We start from the raw sequence: 17,221 nt of genomic DNA, 5'->3' as shown, positions 1-17,221 counted from the left end.
ATAATCGTTGCGCAAAACATTGCAATTGTCGCAGGAACTCGCAAAAATGCCGCTCGACAGGATTGATATCGCCATTCTTGAGACGTTGCAGAAGGATGGGCGGATACCCAATGCAGCGCTCGCCGAGAAGGTCGGCCTATCGCAGTCGGCCTGTTCGCGGCGGCTGGACAATCTGGAGAAATCCGGAACCATCCGCGGCTATCACGCCCGGCTGTCCAACGCTGCACTTGGGCACCAGATGACGGCGATCGTGCATATATCGCTGTCCGGGCAATTCGAGAAGACGTTGTCGGATTTCGAGGCAGCGATAAAGCGCTGCCCGAACGTCCTATCCTGCCATTTGATGTCGGGCGAGTATGACTACATCCTGCGCATAGCGGCAAAGGATCTCGTCGACTACGAACGTATCCACAAGGAGTGGCTGTCGGCAATGCCGCATGTGACGAAGATCAATTCGTCCTTTGCCTTGCGCGAAATCGTCGATCGCACGGCCGTGGGAATGAAACCTGAACTCGCCTAGTTGTTGACTGCCTCGGTCACCACACAGTCCATCGGAATGTCGTGCGGCTGCGGGTAGATGGTGACGATGCGCTGCAGTTCGTAGCCGACGCCGATGACCAGCGGTTTGAAGGGCATCGCGGCAAGCGTACGATCGAAGAAGCCGCCGCCATAGCCCAGGCGAAACTGCTCAGGGTCGATGCCGACAATCGGCGAAATGACGATGTCGGGTAACACCGGATCGCCGTCAGCCGGTATCGGGATATTCCAGACGCCCTTCTCCAGCCGGTCTCCGTGGGTATAGGCGCGAAAGACAAGCGGCCGGTCTTTCTCGACGACGACGGGCAACGCCGTGCGCCCGCCCCGCGCGTTGACGGTTTCCATCCACGGGCGCAGGTCCGGCTCGCCACGAAACGGCCAATAGAGGCTGACCACGCGGCCGGCGACGTCACCGATCACCGCGTCGAGCCCTTCGGCAATGCGCTGCGACATGGCTGCGCGCGTGTCGGCTGAAACGGCAAGGCGGGATGCGATCAATCGCTGGCGCTCGGCCTTGCGCCAGCGCCTTACGTCGGTCCAGTCGGATAGCGGCGGTTGGAACTCCGGGTCGAGCTCGTGCATAAAACAAGGCGGCGAGGCGTACTGCGCTGAGCCTTCATCTTCATCCCTAGCCATGCTTCACCTGCAATATATACAGTTCCAACCAAGTCGTATCCTGGACGCAGGCTATATCTGGGAACGAGTCTGCAGCATGCGTATTCACGACATCAAGAGACGACTCCCAGTTAGGTGCAGCGCAGGCATTGCTGCACTGCACAAGGACACTTACATCAGCCTTGGCGAGAGGGATGAGTGAGATGAACACAGCCAACCATCACGTCGTCGTCGTAGGCGCCGGATTCGGCGGTCTCGAATTCACCCGCGCACTTGCCGGCGCGCCGGTGCGTATCACCATGGTCGACAGGCGTAATCATCACCTCTTTCAGCCACTACTCTACCAGGTGGCGACGACGGCGCTGGCCACCTCCGAAGTGGCCTGGCCGATCCGCCATCTCCTGCGCAAGCGCGATGATGTGACGACGCTGCTCGCCACCGTTACCGGCATCGACCGCACCGGCAAGCGCGTGCTGCTGCAGGACGGCGGCACGGTCGCTTACGACACGCTTGTGCTGGCGACCGGCGCGCGGCACGCCTATTTCGGCCATGACGAATGGGAACCGTTTGCCCCGGGCCTGAAGACGCTGGAGGATGCCACCACCATTCGACGGCGTATTCTTTTAGCTTTCGAGCGGGCCGAACGGGAAACCGATCCCGCCAAGCGTCAGGCATTGCTGACGCTGGCGATCGTCGGCGGCGGGCCGACCGGCGTGGAACTGGCCGGCACCATTGCTGAGCTGGCGCACGACACGCTGCGCGGCGAGTTCCGCAACATCGACACGCGGCAGACGCGTGTGGTGCTGATTGAGGCCGGCGACCGCATCCTCTCCAATTTCGCTCCCGAACTCTCCGGTTATGCAACGAAGGCGCTCGAACGGCTCGGCGTGACCGTCGAACTCGGCCGGGCGGTTACGCGCTGCGATGCCGAGGGTGTCGTCTTCGGCGACACACACTTGCCGGCCAGGACAATCCTGTGGGCGGCGGGCGTCGCCGCTTCGCCGGCCGCCGAATGGCTCGGCGCGGCAGCGGACCGCGCGGGCAGAGTGCTTGTCGAGCCCGACCTGAGTGTGCCGGGAAGCCCGGAGATTTTCGTCATCGGTGACGCAGCGCACGTCCTGCGGCCGGATGGCCGGCTGGTGCCGGGCGTCGCGCCCGCCGCCAAGCAGCAGGGACGGCACGTCGCCGCGACGATCAAGGCAAGGCTTGCCGGTGACGCGACACCGCGTCCTTTCAGCTACAGGCATGACGGCGATCTGGCGACGATCGGCAAGCGCGCCGCGGCCATCGATTTCGGCTGGATCAAGCTCACCGGCCGGCTTGCCTGGTGGCTGTGGGGCTTGGCGCATATCTACTTCCTGATCGGCTTTCGTAACCGGCTTGCGGTTTCCCTGAGCTGGCTATGGATCTACTTCACCGGTCAGCGCAGCGCGCGGTTGATCACCCAGGGCGACGACGATAAGGGCTGATTGTTCGCTGCCGGACATTCATCGGCGCGTCACCTCCTCTTGATGGAATCGGCTTCTGGACTCGGCTGGATTTCGGCGCGAAGCTTTGCTTAGGGCAGGACTTGTCACGTCGTGGAAGAAAGAGAAAACGAATGTCCCAACTGCGCCACCTCGTCTCACGCCGCGATTTCCTCGCCGGCGTTGCCGCCAGCGGAGCGCTGATCATGCTGCACCCGTTCTCCGCCCGTGCTCAAGCCAATCAGGCGCATCTGAGAATTATGGAGACGACCGACATCCACGTGAATGTGCTGCCTTACGATTACTACGCCGACAAAGCCAACGACACGATGGGGCTGTCGCGAACGGCATCGTTGATTGAAGCCGTGCGCAAGGAAGCAACCAACGCGATGCTGGTCGATAATGGCGACCTTCTACAAGGCAACCCGATGGGCGACTACATCGCCTACGAGAGAGGGATGAAGGATGGCGATCTGCATCCGGTCATGAAGGGCATGAACCTGCTCGGCTACGAATGCTCGACGCTCGGCAACCACGAGTTCAACTATGGCCTGTCGTTCATGGACAAGGTGCTGGCCGGCGCCAATTTCCCGTTCGTCTGCGCGAACCTGATCCGCGGCACCGAGCTCGCCGCGAACCCGCGCGACGACAAGCTCTATCTCAAGCCGTATGTCATCCTCGACAGGAAGATCAAAGACGGATCGGGCGCCGAGCAACCGATCAGGATCGGCATCATTGGCTTCGTGCCGCCGCAGATCATGGTCTGGGACCTGAAAAATCTCGAAGGCAGTGTCAAGACGCGCGACATCGTCGAGGCGGCCAAGGCGTGGGTGCCGCAAATTAAGGAAGAAGGCGCCGACATCGTCATTGCGCTCTCCCATTCCGGCATCGACGTGAAGCAAAGCGACATGATGGAGAATGCCTCCGTCTTCGTGGCAGGTGTCGAAGGCATCGATGCGGTGTTCACCGGCCACCAGCACCTCGTCTTCCCTGGCAAGAAGGACTTTCAGTTGCTGGAAGCCGTCGATCCGGCGAAAGGCACGCTGCAAGGCAAGCCCGCCGTTATGGCCGGCTTCTGGGGCTCGCATATGGGGCTGATCGATCTGTTGCTGGAGCGCGACGGATCGACATGGAAAATCGTCTCGGCGACCTCTGAGGCCAGGCCGATCTTTGAGCGGGTCGACAAGACGAACAAGCCGACCGTCGCGGACGACCAGCGCATCGTCGACGCGCTCAAACAGGATCACGAGGCGACGCTCGCCTATGTGCGCCGGCCTGTCGGCAAAACCTCGGCGCCGCTCTATTCCTATTTTGCGCTGGTCGCCGACGATCCATCGGTCCAGATCGTCAGTCAGGCGCAGACCTGGTACTTGAAGGACATCCTGAAGAACACCGAGTGGAAGGATATGCCGCTGCTGTCGGCAGCGGCACCGTTCAAGGCGGGTGGGCGCAACGGCGCCGACTACTACACCGACGTGCCGGTGGGCGATATCGCCATCAAGAACGTCGCCGACCTCTACCTCTATCCAAACACGGTGCGCGCCGTCGAAATCACCGGAGCGGAGGTGAAGGAATGGCTGGAAATGTCGGCCGGCATCTTCAACCGGATCGAACCGGGCAAAGCCGACCAGGCGCTCATCAACACTGACTTCCCATCCTATAATTTCGACGTGATCGACGGCGTCACCTACAAAATCGATCTGTCGCAGCCACCGAAATATGATTCGAAGGGCGGGCTGGTGAATGCTGGCTCGAACCGCATCATTGACTTGATGTTCAACGGCAATCCAATTGATCCCAAGCGGAAATTCGTCGTCGCCACCAACAACTACCGAGCCGGCGGCGGAGGCAATTTCCCGCAGATCAATGCCTCGAAGATCATCTACGAAGCGCCCGACACCAACCGCGATGTGATCGTGCGTTATATCGTCAGCAAAGGCACCATCAATCCGTCGGCGGACGCCAACTGGTCGTTTGCGCCACTACCGGGAACCAGCGTCGTATTCCAGACCGGCGCCAGGGCAAAGGATTTCATTGCGCAAGTGACGTCGCTGAAGATCGGGCCGGCGGGCGAGGGCGAAGCAGGGTTGCCAAGTACCGCATCACTCTCTAGGTGAGGATTTGAGCGTCGACTCGAAACTGTCCCAGCGCTAAGATACTGTCCGGTATGGCAAACCTTTTTCCAGCAGATGGCCTTGTCACCCACGTGGTGCGAAACGCCGCTTGATGGCAGGCATGACCAGATCCAGTGCGTCCGTCGAAATCCCACCGGAATAATCGTCCGGCAGTTGGTCGATCGAGGCTGGGTCGTCGAGGCCTTGTGAAAAGCCGCCGCCGGAATAGGGACCGAGCAGGTAGACATGGCTGCCGACACCGTCCATACGGTCGAGAAAACGGTCCGGCCAGCCCCACATCCACTTTGCGATATTGACGGGGATGAGCAAAGTGCCCTGGCGGCAGGCATCAGGAACGTAGCCGCTCCAGCCGAGCGCAGTGTAGCGAAGAATGCAGCGCGTCAGGGATGCGCGGCTCAGCGTGTGCGTATCCGGCAATGCTGCCTTGACCGCGTCCATAGGCCTGTCGCCGCCATAGACCGTCAGATTGGCGCGCTCGGCCGGCGTCAATGTGGCGAGCCAGGCAGCCAGCATCTCGCCTTCCTTGGGATCGTTGCTTTTGACGTTGATGTTGAAGCGCCGGTTCGGGAAGCGCTGCAAGACTTCATCCAGCGACGGCATCATGCCGACACCCTTGCCGCGAAACGGAAAGGTCTTGCCGCCATCGGCAGTGTAGCCATAACCAATATCGAGCGTCTTCAATTCGGACATTGCATGGCTGCGCGTTTCACCCTTGCCGTCGGTGCGACAATCCAGCGTCCAATCGTGGAAGACGGCGAACTTGCCGTCCGTGGTAGGATGGACATCAAGTTCGAGCGCGTCCGCACCGAGCGCGAAGGCGGCTTCCATCGACGGTATCGTGTTCTCGAGGAAGGAATGGCGCGGCGTCAGCATGCGAGCGGCCGTGCATGTTTCCGATCGGAGGTTCGTACGGTCGAAATCCTGAGCCAGGCCGCGATGCGCAAGCACCGAAGGGGTGCCGGCCGGCCGGCTCGAAAGCAGCGAGGTGTTGTTGAGCCAGATGCCGCCTGCAGCGACAAGAATTGCAACGAGGGAGATCGTCCGTCTGCGCATGATATGATTTCCCATTGGCCGTTATGGCCGCATCCTGCGTCACGATCGGACTTTTTGACGGCCGGGCAGATCAAACGGCCGCTAAAGATTCCCGGGGAGGGTCCCCAGCAGCGTTGGAATCGTTATGGTTGCAGCCGTCTATATGCGCTAGTTTTAGTCATGCGCTATGTCATCGTCATCACGACCGTCACCTTTTTCCTGATCTGGGACGGCATTTACAACCAAGGCCGCTACCTCGACAGGACGGTCAGGGAGGTGACCCGCATCGTGCACTATGTAACCAGCATGGTGTAGTTTCTCTTCGCTGCTACGGTTCGCAGACGCGACAAACCTGCCGATTGACGGCACGCTGCCGCTGACACAAAAGAACGCCGGTCCAACGGTCGAGGAGGCTGGGTTGATCCGGCATATCGTTTTCTTCAGCGCACGGCATAAAGCGGATGTCGAGGCAGTGCGCACGGGCCTCCTTGCGCTTGGCAAGATACCTCATTCGCGTCATTTCGAGGTAACGCTCAACACCAAGGTCGACCCGCTCTCGGATGAGATCGATGTGGTCGTCTACGCCGAGTTCGAGGACGAAGCGGCGCTCGCCGCCTACAAGGCGCATCCGCTCTATGCAGAGACGACCAGCCGGGTCAAACCGCTACGCGAATTGCGTTATTCGGCCGACATCGTTGCAAGTTGACGAGCCGCCGTCCCCTAGGCGCTGATAATGGTCTTGCCGCTGAGGCGTCGGCCAAGCCCTTGAACCATTTTCAGGAATGAGGCACACCGCGCGGGACATGACCGAGAACACCTCCGCAAGGCCTCATCCGCTCGATCACCTGGTGCTGCCGACCGCGAGCCTCGATATTGCGCGGGCGCGCTTGACCCTGCTTGGCTTTACTGTTGCGCCGACAGGTATCCACCCTTTCGGAACGAAAAACTGCTGTGTCTTCCACACCGACGGCACCTATCTCGAGCCGCTCGTGGTCGCCGACAGACAGGCCGTGGCAAAGGCGATCGCGAACCGCAATGTCTTTGTCGCGCGTGATCGCACCTATCGCGAAGAAAACGGCGATGAAGGATTTTCTGCCGTGGCGCTGGGCACCGAAAGCGCCGCCGCGGACCACGCGCGTTACATGGAAGCCGGTCTGTCGGCGGGGGACGCGCTAAGCTTTTCGCGCGCCTTCACCGATGCGACGGGAAAGAGCGACACCGCATCGTTCAAACTGGCCTTCGCGGCTACAGGCAAGGCAACGGACGCTTTTCTCTTCGCCTGCGAGCGGATCAATGCGCCGAACGTCGACCGCACTGCGTTGCAGGGCCACGCTAATGGCGCAACCGGCATTGTCGAAGTCGTAGCAGTCACTGGCGAACCTTTCGAACAAGGCCGCTTGATTTCGATCGCAGCCGGAATCGAGGCGCAGGGCGGCACTGTCTATGAGCTGCCGAATGCCGTAGTGACCATTCTGGATCCTGCAGCCTATTCGGCACGCTTCGGCATTCCCGCCGGCGCGCCATCTGAACTCCGCTTTGCCGGGATCGTCTTTTCGATTGGGCACGCCGACGCCGTCGCCAAGCTGCTTGCAGCCAATTCCGTCGAACATCACACGCGCGGCAGTGATATCATCGTGCCGCCCGCGCCAGGGCAGGGCGCCGCCTTTATTTTCCGGGAGATCGCATGAACAAGCTCAATCCACTGATGCCGAACTCTTCCGTTGCGGTCGGCAAAGTCATTTTCGGCAACAGCGCGCCCTTATCGCTGATCGCCGGTCCATGTCAGCTGGAATCGCGGCAGCACGCTTTCGACATGGCCGGTGCGCTAAAGGAATTGACTGAAAGGCTCGGCATTGGGCTCGTCTACAAGACCAGCTACGACAAGGCCAACCGCACCTCGCTTGGCGGCACGCGCGGCGCGGGACTTGAAGCGGCAATGCCGATCTTCGACGACTTGCGCAAGAATTTTGCGCTGCCGATCCTGACCGACGTCCACACTGAGGAACAATGCGCGATCGTCGCTCCGCATGCCGATATCCTGCAGATTCCTGCCTTCCTCAGCCGACAGACCGATTTGCTGATTGCTGCGGCAAGAACCGGCAAGGTGGTCAATGTGAAGAAGGGCCAATTCCTCGCGCCGTGGGACATGAAGAACGTCGTCGCCAAGATCATCGGCTCCGGCAACGCCAATGTCTTGGTGACCGAGCGCGGCGCATCCTTTGGTTACAACACCCTGGTGTCCGACATGCGGGCGCTGCCGATCATGGCCGAGATCGGCGCGCCGGTGATTTTCGATGCCACCCATTCCGTGCAGCAGCCGGGTGGGCAGGGCGGTTCGTCTGGAGGCGACCGGCGCTTTGTCGAGACGCTGGCGCGCGCGGCCGTCGCGGTTGGCGTCGCCGGCGTCTTCATCGAGACGCACCAGGACCCCGACAACGCGCCTTCCGACGGTCCCAACATGGTGCCGCTAAAGGATCTTCCCGCATTGCTTGAACGGCTGATGGCCTTCGATCGCATCGCCAAGAGCGTGGGTTGAACCAGCAGTTGCGCCACAGCAGCGTCGTCAAGAAAACTTTGAAGAATTTCGAACCCGCCTGGAACCTTAGCCCGCGGCCCTCATTGTCAAAATCTAATGTCAACGACGACGAGGAGAACACCATGACGACCCAGACGGGACACACCGAAGCCATCGCCGCTTCGCGGGTTATCGGCACATCGGTCTACAACACGGAAGGCACTCATATCGGCGACATCGAGGACGTTATGCTCGACAAATTGTCGAACGGAATCATGTTTGCCGTGATCGGTTTTGGCGGATTTCTCGGCATTGGCGAGAAATACCACGCCATTCCGTGGGCGAGCCTTGATTATGACGAGAACAAGGGTGGCTATGTCGTGCCGTTCACCAAAGACCAGCTGATGGCCGCTCCTTCTTACTCGATCAACGAGCTGACCGGCGCCGACGGCGAGGCCGCACGTGACGCCTCATACAACTACTACAAGGTCGAGCCTTACTGGCATTGACCTTACTGGCACTGACTAAGTCTCCTGGAATCAAAAAGGCCCCCGGGAAATCGGGGGCCTTTCGATGTGGCGGGTTGCTACTGCGCAATCTGCAGGGCCGGCAAAGGCGACGATCCCTGCGGGGGTTGCTGATTGTCGCACGACGTCAGGAACGCAGCCGCGATCAGGAACAAACTCACAATACCGCTCAACTGGGACATGGCGAAACTCCTCCTGTTTCGCCCCGCGCGACAACAGCCATAAACCAGAAACCGGCATGCGGCCTATGACAAATGATGACAGTGTTTTGTGCTTCGTGAGTCCCAAGAGCGGCAATGGGCGCGGGGCAATATTTGCAACTGCCCCGATTGCGTTTTGCGGCGCTTTGGCTAAGAGGTGCGCGACGCTTCAATCGATCAATCGGGGACATCGCAATGACGGCCATCATCGACATTGTCGGGCGTGAAATCCTGGACAGCCGCGGAAATCCGACCGTCGAGGTCGACGTCGTGCTCGAAGACGGTTCGATGGGTCGCGCCGCGGTGCCGTCCGGTGCCTCTACCGGCGCGCATGAGGCGGTCGAACTGCGCGATGGCGGCCCCCGCTATCTCGGCAAGGGCGTGCTCACGGCGGTCGAGGCGGTGAACGGCGAGCTGTTCGAGGCGATCGGCGGCATGGAGGCAGAGAATCAGATCCATATCGACCAGACCATGATCGAGCTCGATGGTACGGCCAACAAGAGCCGGCTCGGCGCCAATGCCATCCTCGGCGTGTCGCTGGCGGTGGCCAAGGCCGCGGCCGAAGCGGCCGACCTGCCGCTCTACCGTTATGTCGGCGGTACCAAGGCCCATGTGCTGCCGGTGCCTATGATGAATATCATCAATGGCGGCGCGCATGCCGACAACCCGATCGATTTCCAGGAATTCATGATCCTGCCGATCGGCGCGCCGACGCTGCGCGACGGCGTGCGCTGGGGCTCGGAGATCTTTCATACGCTGCGAAAGAAGCTGAAGGACGCCGGCCATAACACCAATGTCGGTGACGAGGGCGGCTTTGCTCCCAACCTGAAGAGCGCGCCGGCCGCGCTCGACTTCATCATGGAATCGATCGAGCAGGCTGGCTTCAAGCCTGGCGAGGAGGTTGCGCTAGGCCTCGACTGCGCGGCGACCGAATTCTTCAAGGATGGTAACTACGTCTATGAAGGCGAGAGGAAAACCCGCGACCCGAAGGCACAGGCCAGATATCTGGCCAAACTTGCTGGCGACTACCCGATCATCACCATTGAGGACGGCCTGGCGGAGGATGACTGGGACGGTTGGAAAATACTGACCGATCTCATCGGCAAGCAAACGCAGCTGGTTGGCGACGATCTGTTCGTCACCAACACGGCGCGGCTGCGCGACGGCATCCGCATGGGTGTCGCCAATTCGATCCTGGTCAAGGTCAACCAGATCGGCTCGCTTACCGAAACGCTCGACGCCGTCGAGACCGCGCACAAGGCCGGCTATACCGCGGTGATGTCGCACCGCTCGGGCGAGACCGAGGATTCGACCATCGCCGACCTCGCCGTTGCCACCAATTGCGGGCAGATCAAGACGGGCTCGCTGTCGCGCTCGGATCGCATGGCCAAGTACAACCAGCTCATCCGCATTGAGGAGGAGCTCGGCAAGCAGGCGCAATATGCCGGCAAGTCGATCGTGAAAAGCTGATTTCGAGAGAAATCCGTGGCGGCGAGGGCGGGGACATTCCCGCCCTTTTTTGCTTCCTGGCTCTGAATCCAACAGGCTGTAACCGTCCATTAAGCACAATCGGGCGACAAAGGCGGCCTAGAGGATTCGGACCATGTGGACACGCCAGCACAAGCAAAGAAACACCGGCCGGCTGATCATCCCCTCGCTCTGCGTGGTGTTCCTGACTTATTTCGGCTTCCATGCCTATCATGGCGAGTTCGGGATATATTCCAAGTATCGGCTCGAAGCCGAGACTGCCGAATTGCAGGGCAGGCTCGATACCGTCAAGGCACGTCGGATCGATCTCGAGCGCCGCGTTCAGCTGATGCATGAGGGCACGCTGGAGAAGGACATGCTGGACGAGCAGGCGCGCAAGGCGCTTAATCTGTCCCACGCCGACGAGATCACCATCATGTTGCCGGTCGCAAGATAACCCGATTTCAGTTAATCGGCGATATTTGCAATGATTTTAATTGCTTAGATGCATGACAGCCATGCGTTTTCGGCATGGCGAAAGCCTTCCCTGCATGTTAGCCTGCCTCAAATCGGTGGGAGAACTGATCTCCCTCGCTGTCCGCCAAGAGACGCCAACAGGGAGTGATGCATGGCCACCGCCACCAGAAAAGTGCCTGCCAAATCCAAATCAGACGGCAAGATGCCGGGCCTTTCCACCCCGAAGCCTGTTGAATTCACCAAAGACCAGGAGCTTGCCGCCTACCGGCACATGTTGCTCATCCGCCGCTTCGAGGAAAAGGCAGGCCAGCTTTACGGCATGGGCTTCATCGGCGGTTTCTGCCACCTCTACATCGGCCAGGAAGCGGTCGTTACCGGCATGAAGATGGCGCTGATCGATGGCGACCAGATGATCACCGCCTATCGCGACCATGGTCATATGCTGGCCATGGAGTTGTCACCGCGCGGCGTCATGGCCGAACTGACCGGGCGCCGTAGCGGCCTGTCGAGAGGCAAGGGCGGCTCCATGCACATGTTCTCCAAGGAGAAGCATTTTTACGGCGGCCACGGCATCGTCGGCGCGCAAGTGTCGCTCGGCACCGGCATTGCCTTCGCCAACCGCTATCGCGGCAACAACAATGTGACGCTGACCTATTTCGGCGATGGCGCAGCGAACCAGGGCCAGGTCTACGAAAGCTTCAACATGGCCTCGCTGTGGAAGCTTCCGGTGATCTACATCATCGAGAACAACCGCTACGCCATGGGCACCTCGGTCTCGCGCTCTTCGGCCGAGACGGATTTCTCGCACCGCGGCGCCTCCTTCAAGATTCCAGGCATCCAGGTCGACGGCATGGATGTGCGCGCCGTTAAGGCCGCCGGCGACCTCGCCGCCGAATGGTGCCGCGCCGGCAACGGGCCGCTCATTCTCGAAATGCAGACCTATCGTTACCGCGGCCATTCGATGTCGGATCCGGCAAAATACCGCTCCAAGGAAGAAGTGCAGAAAATGCGCTCCGAACGTGACCCGATCGAGCAGGTCAAGGCGCGGCTGCTCGACAAGAAATGGGCAAGCGAGGACGAACTCAAGGCCATCGACAAGGAAGTCCGCGACGTCGTCGCCGACGCCGCAGAATTTGCCCAGAACGACGCGGAGCCGGATCCGTCCGAGCTCTGGACCGACATCGTACTTTAACGAGAGGGCAAGGACATGCCGATCGAAATTCTCATGCCCGCCCTCTCGCCGACCATGGAAGAGGGTAATGTTTCCAAGTGGTTGAAGAAAGAGGGCGACAAGGTCGCGGCGGGTGACGCCATTGCCGAGATTGAGACCGACAAGGCAACGATGGAAGTCGAAGCCGTGGACGACGGCACGCTTGCCAAGATCGTGGTTCCTGCCGGCACCGAGGGTGTCAAAGTCAACACACTGATCGCTGTGCTGGCCGTCGATGGCGAAGACGTCGACGAGGCCGGCGAAGGTATCGGCGAGGAGGCCATTGAGTCGCAAGCGGAAGCGCCCGCGGCTGCTCCGCCCCCCGCGGCTGCTCCGGCCAAGAACGAAGCGGCAGCCCCTGTTGCCGCCTCGCCCAAGCTGGAAATTGCCGCCGATCCGGACATCCCGGCCGGCACCGAAATGGTCTCGACCACGGTGCGTGAAGCCTTACGCGATGCAATGGCGGAGGAAATGCGCCGCGACGGCGATGTCTTTGTCATGGGCGAGGAGGTTGCCGAGTACCAGGGTGCCTACAAGATCACGCAAGGCCTGTTGCAGGAATTCGGTCCGCGGCGCGTGGTCGACACGCCGATCACCGAGCACGGCTTTGCCGGCGTTGGTGTTGGCGCGGCGATGGCCGGCTTGAAGCCGATCGTCGAATTCATGACCTTCAACTTCGCCATGCAGGCGATCGACCAGATCATCAATTCTGCCGCCAAGACGCTCTACATGTCTGGCGGCCAGATGGGTGCCCCGATCGTCTTTCGCGGCCCGAACGGGGCGGCTGCCCGCGTCGCCGCGCAGCATTCGCAATGCTATGCCGCCTGGTACAGCCATATTCCCGGCCTGAAAGTGGTGATGCCTTATACCGCCGCCGACGCCAAGGGTCTGCTTAAGGCGGCGATCCGCGACCCGAACCCGGTCATCTTCCTCGAGAACGAAATCCTTTACGGCCACTCCTTCGACGTGCCGAAGATGGACGATTTCGTGCTGCCGATCGGTAAGGCACGCATTCACAAATCCGGCAAGGACGTGACCATCGTCTCGTTCGGCATCGGCATGACCTACGCGATCAAGGCCGAGGCGGAGTTGCGTGGCATGGGCATCGATGCCGAGATAATCGACTTGCGCACCATCCGCCCGCTCGACTTCGACACGATCATCGCTTCGGTCAAAAAGACCAATCGCCTGGTGGTGGTCGAGGAAGGCTTTCCGCAGAACTCGGTCGGCGACCATATCGCCAATCAGGTCTCGCAGCGGGCCTTCGATTTCCTCGACGCACCGGTCATCACCATTGCCGGCAAGGACGTGCCGATGCCCTATGCGGCGAACCTCGAAAAGCTGGCGCTGCCCAATGTCGGCGAGGTCGTCGAGGCGGTCAAAGCCGTCACGTATCGCTGAGCAGGGCGGAGGACAAAATGCCTATCAACATCACCATGCCGGCGCTGTCGCCCACAATGGAGGAGGGCAACCTTTCCAAGTGGCTGGTCAAGGAGGGCGACAAGGTTTCGCCCGGCGACGTGATCGCCGAGATCGAGACCGACAAGGCAACGATGGAAGTCGAAGCCGTCGACGAAGGCACGGTTGCCAAGCTGGTGGTTCCGGCCGGCACTGAAGGCGTCAAGGTCAATGCGCTGATCGCGGTGCTGGCGGCTGAGGGGGAGGATGCGGCGGCCGCCGCGAAAAGCGGTGACGGCGCTGCGCCGGCAAAGGCTGAGGCTCCGAAAGCGGACGCCTCCAAAGCTGAAACACCAAAGCCCGAAGCGCTGAAGCAGGAGCCTGCCGCACCTGCAGCTAAGGCGGAAGCGGCGCCGGCCGCCAACGGCCATGCAAACGGTGAGCGCATCTTCGCCTCGCCGCTGGCCCGGCGCATCGCCAGCGAAGCCGGTATAGATGTCGCGGCGCTGACCGGCTCCGGCCCCCACGGCCGCGTGGTAAAGGCCGATGTCGATGCCGCGATTTCCAGTGGCGGCGCCAAGGCGGCACCAGCAGCAAAAGCGGCGCCCGCCGGCGCTGCGGCACCTGCGACCGCAGCACCCAAGGCGATGCCGGACGAGCAGGTGCTCAAACTGTTTGCCGAAGGCTCCTACGAGCTGATCCCGCACGACAATATGCGCAAGACCATTGCGCGGCGGCTGGTCGAGGCCAAGACCACCATTCCGCATTTCTATCTGACGCTCGACTGCGAACTCGATGCACTTCTGGCCCTGCGCACACAGATCAATGCGGCCGCCCCGGTGAAGAAGACCGAGAAGGGCGAAACGCCGGCCTACAAGCTGTCGGTCAACGACATGGTCATCAAGGCTCTGGCCATGGCGCTGATGGCGGTTCCGGACGCCAATGCGTCGTGGACAGAAAACGCCATGATCAAGCACAAGCACGCCGATGTCGGCGTTGCCGTGTCGATCCCCGGCGGCCTCATCACCCCCATCATCCGGCGTGCTGACGAAAAGACGATGTCCGTCATCTCCAACGAGATGAAGGATCTTGCCGGCCGCGCCCGCAGCCGCAAGCTGAAGCCGGAAGAATATCAGGGCGGCACCACGGCGGTGTCCAATCTCGGCATGTTCGGCGTCAAGGATTTTTCTGCCGTCATCAACCCGCCGCATGCGACGATCCTGGCGGTCGGCGCCGGCGAGCAACGCGCGGTGGTGAAGAACGGCGAGATCAAGATCGCAACAATCATGTCGGTGACGCTGTCGACCGATCACCGCGCAGTCGACGGTGCGCTCGGCGCCGAGTTGCTCGTCGCCTTCAAGCGCATGATCGAAAATCCGATGGGCATGCTGGTCTAAGCAGGGAACAGGGCGGTGCGGAAATTCTACACCAGCCTTTTCGCCTCCATCCAATCCGGCTCGTAAACGATTATCGTACATTGGCTGTTCGGGCGGTAGCGATTGCGGATAGGTCTTTGTTGGAGGGGGAAAACGCATGAAAACGGTCCTCTGCTATGGCGATTCGCTGACCTGGGGCTATGACGCGGCAAGCCTCGGCCGGCACCCGCTGGAAGATCGCTGGCCGAGCGTGCTGCAGGCGGCACTGGGCAGCGGCGTCGAGGTCGTTGCCGAAGGCCTGAATGGCCGAACCACCGCCTTCGACGATCACTTGGCCGGGGCGGACCGCAACGGCGCAAGGCTGTTGCCAACAATCCTAACGACGCACGCACCGATCGACTTGATCATCATCATGCTCGGCGCCAACGATATGAAGCCGTGGATTCATGGTAATCCGGTCGCGGCCAAGCAAGGCATGCAACGCCTGATCGATATCGTGCGCGGTCACGATTACCCGTTCAATTGGCCGGCGCCGCAGATCCTGATCGTCGCGCCGCCCGTGGTCAGCCGCACGGAAAACGCCGAGTTCAAGGAAATGTTCGCCGGCGGCGATGACGCGTCAAAGCGGCTGGCGCCGCAATATTCCGCCCTTGCCGACGAGGCCGGCTGCGGCTTCTTCGATGCCGGCACGGTGGCCAAAACGACGCCGCTCGACGGCGTCCACCTCGACGCAGAAAACACGCGGAACGTCGGGCAAGCGCTGGCGCCGTTCGTGCGCCTTATGTTGGAATTGTGAAGGAGAAAGCCGTGGCTGAGAACTACGACGTCATCATCATCGGCTCCGGCCCCGGCGGCTATGTCACTGCAGTGCGTTCGGCGCAGCTTGGCTTCAAGACGGCGATCGTCGAGCGCGAGCACTTGGGTGGCATCTGCCTGAACTGGGGTTGCATTCCGACCAAGGCGCTGCTGCGCTCCGCCGAAATCATGCACTATTCGGATCATCTGAAGGACTACGGCCTGAAGATCGACGGCAAGGTCAGCGTCGACACAGCCGCCGTCGTCGATCGGTCACGAAAGGTCTCGCTGCGGCTCAACGGCGGCGTCGGCTTCCTGATGAAGAAGAACAAGGTCGACGTCATCTGGGGCGAAGCCAAGCTGACCAAACCTGGCGAGATCGTCGTGTCGAAATCGTCGAAGAAGCCGATGGAGCCGCAGCCGCCGGCTCCCAAGGGCGTCAAGGGCGAGGGCACCTATAGCGCCAAACACATCATTCTGGCGACCGGCGCCAGGCCGCGCGCGCTGCCCGGCATCGAGCCTGACGGCAAGTTGATCTGGACCTATTTCGAGGCGATGGTGCCGAAAGAGATGCCAAAATCGCTGCTGGTGATGGGCTCGGGCGCCATCGGCATCGAGTTCGCCTCGTTCTACCGCACCATGGGCGCCGAGGTGACGGTGGTCGAACTGCTGCCAGCCGTGATGCCGGTCGAGGACGCCGAAGTGTCGAAGTTTGCGCAAAAGCAGTTCGAGAAGCAGGGCATGAAGATCATCCTAGAAGCCAAGGTAACCAAGGTCGAGAAGGGCGCCAGTTCGGTCACCGCGCATGTCGAGATGAAGGACGGCAAGGTCGAGAAGATCACCGCCGATCGTATGATCTCGGCCGTCGGCGTACAGGGTAACATCGAAAACCTCGGCCTCGAGACGCTCGGCGTGAAGACCGACCGCGGTTGCGTCGTCGTCGACGGCTACGGCAAGACCAATGTACCGGGCGTCTACGCCATCGGCGACGTTGCCGGACCGCCGATGCTCGCCCACAAGGCCGAGCATGAGGGCGTGGTCTGTGTGGAAAAGATCGCCAATTTCCCCGGCGTGCATGCCACCGACAAGCTGAAGATCCCAGGCTGCACCTATTGCAATCCGCAAGTCGCCTCGGTCGGACTGACGGAAGCCAAAGCGAAAGCCGACGGAAAGGACATCCGTGTCGGCCGCTTTCAGTTCGCGGCAAACGGCAAAGCGATTGCGCTCGGCGAGGACCAAGGCTTCGTCAAGACCATTTTCGACAAGAAGACCGGCCAGTTGCTGGGTGCCCACATGGTCGGCGCAGAAGTAACCGAACTGATCCAGGGCTTCGTCGTGGCGATGAATCTGGAGACCACCGAGGAAGAGCTGATGCACACGATCTTCCCGCACCCGACGCTGTCAGAGATGATGAAGGAGAGTGTACTCGACGCCTATGGTCGCGCACTGAATGCATGATAAATTAGTTGGG

Annotated in this window: 17 protein-coding genes and 1 pseudogene; 15 read left to right on the top strand and 3 right to left on the bottom strand. The window is 61.0% G+C overall.

Going from position 1 to position 17,221, the window contains the following annotated elements; genetic code table 11:
- Positions 1 to 46 precede the first annotated feature (46 nt).
- On the top strand, positions 47 to 520 hold the full coding sequence (locus NKJ35_RS06845; RefSeq protein WP_023675099.1) for an Lrp/AsnC family transcriptional regulator: 474 nt from the start codon (positions 47 to 49) through the stop codon (positions 518 to 520).
- Here NKJ35_RS06845 and NKJ35_RS06840 read toward each other — a convergent pair.
- Positions 517 to 1,173, bottom strand: coding sequence for a 5-formyltetrahydrofolate cyclo-ligase (locus tag NKJ35_RS06840; protein WP_352645806.1), 657 nt, complete (start codon positions 1,171 to 1,173; stop codon positions 517 to 519). The genes NKJ35_RS06845 and NKJ35_RS06840 overlap by 4 nt on opposite strands.
- A gap of 182 nt (positions 1,174 to 1,355) precedes the next feature.
- On the opposite strand from NKJ35_RS06840, the gene NKJ35_RS06835 reads away from it, so the two are divergent.
- On the top strand, positions 1,356 to 2,621 hold the full coding sequence (locus NKJ35_RS06835) for an NAD(P)/FAD-dependent oxidoreductase (RefSeq protein WP_352645804.1): 1,266 nt from the start codon (positions 1,356 to 1,358) through the stop codon (positions 2,619 to 2,621).
- A 131-nt stretch (positions 2,622 to 2,752) separates the two neighbouring features.
- Positions 2,753 to 4,731 (top strand): annotated as a pseudogene (locus NKJ35_RS06830) (bifunctional 2',3'-cyclic-nucleotide 2'-phosphodiesterase/3'-nucleotidase).
- Positions 4,732 to 4,816: 85 nt separating this feature from the next.
- Here NKJ35_RS06830 and NKJ35_RS06825 read toward each other — a convergent pair.
- Entirely contained in the window at positions 4,817 to 5,806 is a 990-nt protein-coding gene (locus NKJ35_RS06825) for a glycerophosphodiester phosphodiesterase family protein (RefSeq protein ID WP_352645801.1), read from the bottom strand.
- 159 nt (positions 5,807 to 5,965) lie between these two features.
- Here NKJ35_RS06825 and NKJ35_RS06820 point away from each other — a divergent pair, with 159 nt between their 5' ends.
- The 5 genes from NKJ35_RS06820 to NKJ35_RS06800 all read left to right on the top strand — a co-directional run bounded on the left by NKJ35_RS06820 (position 5,966) and on the right by NKJ35_RS06800 (position 8,809).
- Entirely contained in the window at positions 5,966 to 6,100 is a 135-nt protein-coding gene (locus NKJ35_RS06820) for a hypothetical protein (protein WP_292655342.1), read from the top strand.
- Positions 6,101 to 6,203: 103 nt separating this feature from the next.
- Entirely contained in the window at positions 6,204 to 6,491 is a 288-nt protein-coding gene (locus tag NKJ35_RS06815; protein WP_254817185.1) for a Dabb family protein, read from the top strand.
- Between the two features lie 97 nt (positions 6,492 to 6,588).
- Positions 6,589 to 7,473: a VOC family protein gene (locus tag NKJ35_RS06810; RefSeq protein ID WP_352645799.1), complete on the top strand. Its 885-nt coding sequence runs from the start codon at positions 6,589 to 6,591 to the stop codon at positions 7,471 to 7,473.
- Positions 7,470 to 8,321, top strand: coding sequence for a 3-deoxy-8-phosphooctulonate synthase (kdsA, locus tag NKJ35_RS06805; RefSeq protein WP_254817187.1), 852 nt, complete (start codon positions 7,470 to 7,472; stop codon positions 8,319 to 8,321). Before NKJ35_RS06810 ends, kdsA begins: the two co-directional genes overlap by 4 nt.
- Positions 8,322 to 8,443: 122 nt before the next feature.
- Positions 8,444 to 8,809: a PRC-barrel domain-containing protein gene (locus tag NKJ35_RS06800; protein ID WP_023675091.1), complete on the top strand. Its 366-nt coding sequence runs from the start codon at positions 8,444 to 8,446 to the stop codon at positions 8,807 to 8,809.
- A 77-nt stretch (positions 8,810 to 8,886) separates the two neighbouring features.
- Here NKJ35_RS06800 and NKJ35_RS06795 read toward each other — a convergent pair whose 3' ends face one another.
- Positions 8,887 to 9,009: a hypothetical protein gene (locus NKJ35_RS06795; RefSeq protein ID WP_084642452.1), complete on the bottom strand. Its 123-nt coding sequence runs from the start codon at positions 9,007 to 9,009 to the stop codon at positions 8,887 to 8,889.
- 213 nt (positions 9,010 to 9,222) lie between these two features.
- Between NKJ35_RS06795 and eno the strand changes: the two genes are divergently transcribed.
- The 7 genes from eno to lpdA all read left to right on the top strand — a co-directional run bounded on the left by eno (position 9,223) and on the right by lpdA (position 17,208).
- Complete coding sequence (gene eno / locus NKJ35_RS06790; RefSeq protein ID WP_352645797.1) at positions 9,223 to 10,497, top strand: phosphopyruvate hydratase; 1,275 nt, start codon at positions 9,223 to 9,225, stop codon at positions 10,495 to 10,497.
- Positions 10,498 to 10,630: 133 nt separating this feature from the next.
- A complete protein-coding gene (locus NKJ35_RS06785) occupies positions 10,631 to 10,951 on the top strand; it encodes an FtsB family cell division protein (protein WP_352478822.1) in 321 nt (106 codons plus the stop codon).
- 222 nt (positions 10,952 to 11,173) lie between these two features.
- On the top strand, positions 11,174 to 12,163 hold the full coding sequence (gene pdhA, locus NKJ35_RS06780) for a pyruvate dehydrogenase (acetyl-transferring) E1 component subunit alpha (RefSeq protein ID WP_245274631.1): 990 nt from the start codon (positions 11,174 to 11,176) through the stop codon (positions 12,161 to 12,163).
- A gap of 15 nt (positions 12,164 to 12,178) precedes the next feature.
- On the top strand, positions 12,179 to 13,582 hold the full coding sequence (locus NKJ35_RS06775; RefSeq protein ID WP_352645796.1) for a pyruvate dehydrogenase complex E1 component subunit beta: 1,404 nt from the start codon (positions 12,179 to 12,181) through the stop codon (positions 13,580 to 13,582).
- Between the two features lie 17 nt (positions 13,583 to 13,599).
- The gene (locus tag NKJ35_RS06770; protein WP_352645794.1) at positions 13,600 to 14,976 is read left to right on the top strand and encodes a pyruvate dehydrogenase complex dihydrolipoamide acetyltransferase; all 1,377 of its coding nucleotides are present in this window, start codon (positions 13,600 to 13,602) and stop codon (positions 14,974 to 14,976) included.
- A 136-nt stretch (positions 14,977 to 15,112) separates the two neighbouring features.
- On the top strand, positions 15,113 to 15,751 hold the full coding sequence (locus tag NKJ35_RS06765) for an SGNH/GDSL hydrolase family protein (RefSeq protein WP_254817192.1): 639 nt from the start codon (positions 15,113 to 15,115) through the stop codon (positions 15,749 to 15,751).
- A gap of 11 nt (positions 15,752 to 15,762) precedes the next feature.
- The gene (lpdA, locus tag NKJ35_RS06760) at positions 15,763 to 17,208 is read left to right on the top strand and encodes a dihydrolipoyl dehydrogenase (RefSeq protein ID WP_352645792.1); all 1,446 of its coding nucleotides are present in this window, start codon (positions 15,763 to 15,765) and stop codon (positions 17,206 to 17,208) included.
- Positions 17,209 to 17,221 lie beyond the last annotated feature (13 nt).

Source organism: Mesorhizobium sp. M0136, assembly GCF_040322515.1.
In the GTDB taxonomy this organism is placed as follows: Bacteria; Pseudomonadota; Alphaproteobacteria; order Rhizobiales; family Rhizobiaceae; genus Mesorhizobium.
This window is presented reverse-complemented; position numbering and strand designations above follow the sequence as displayed.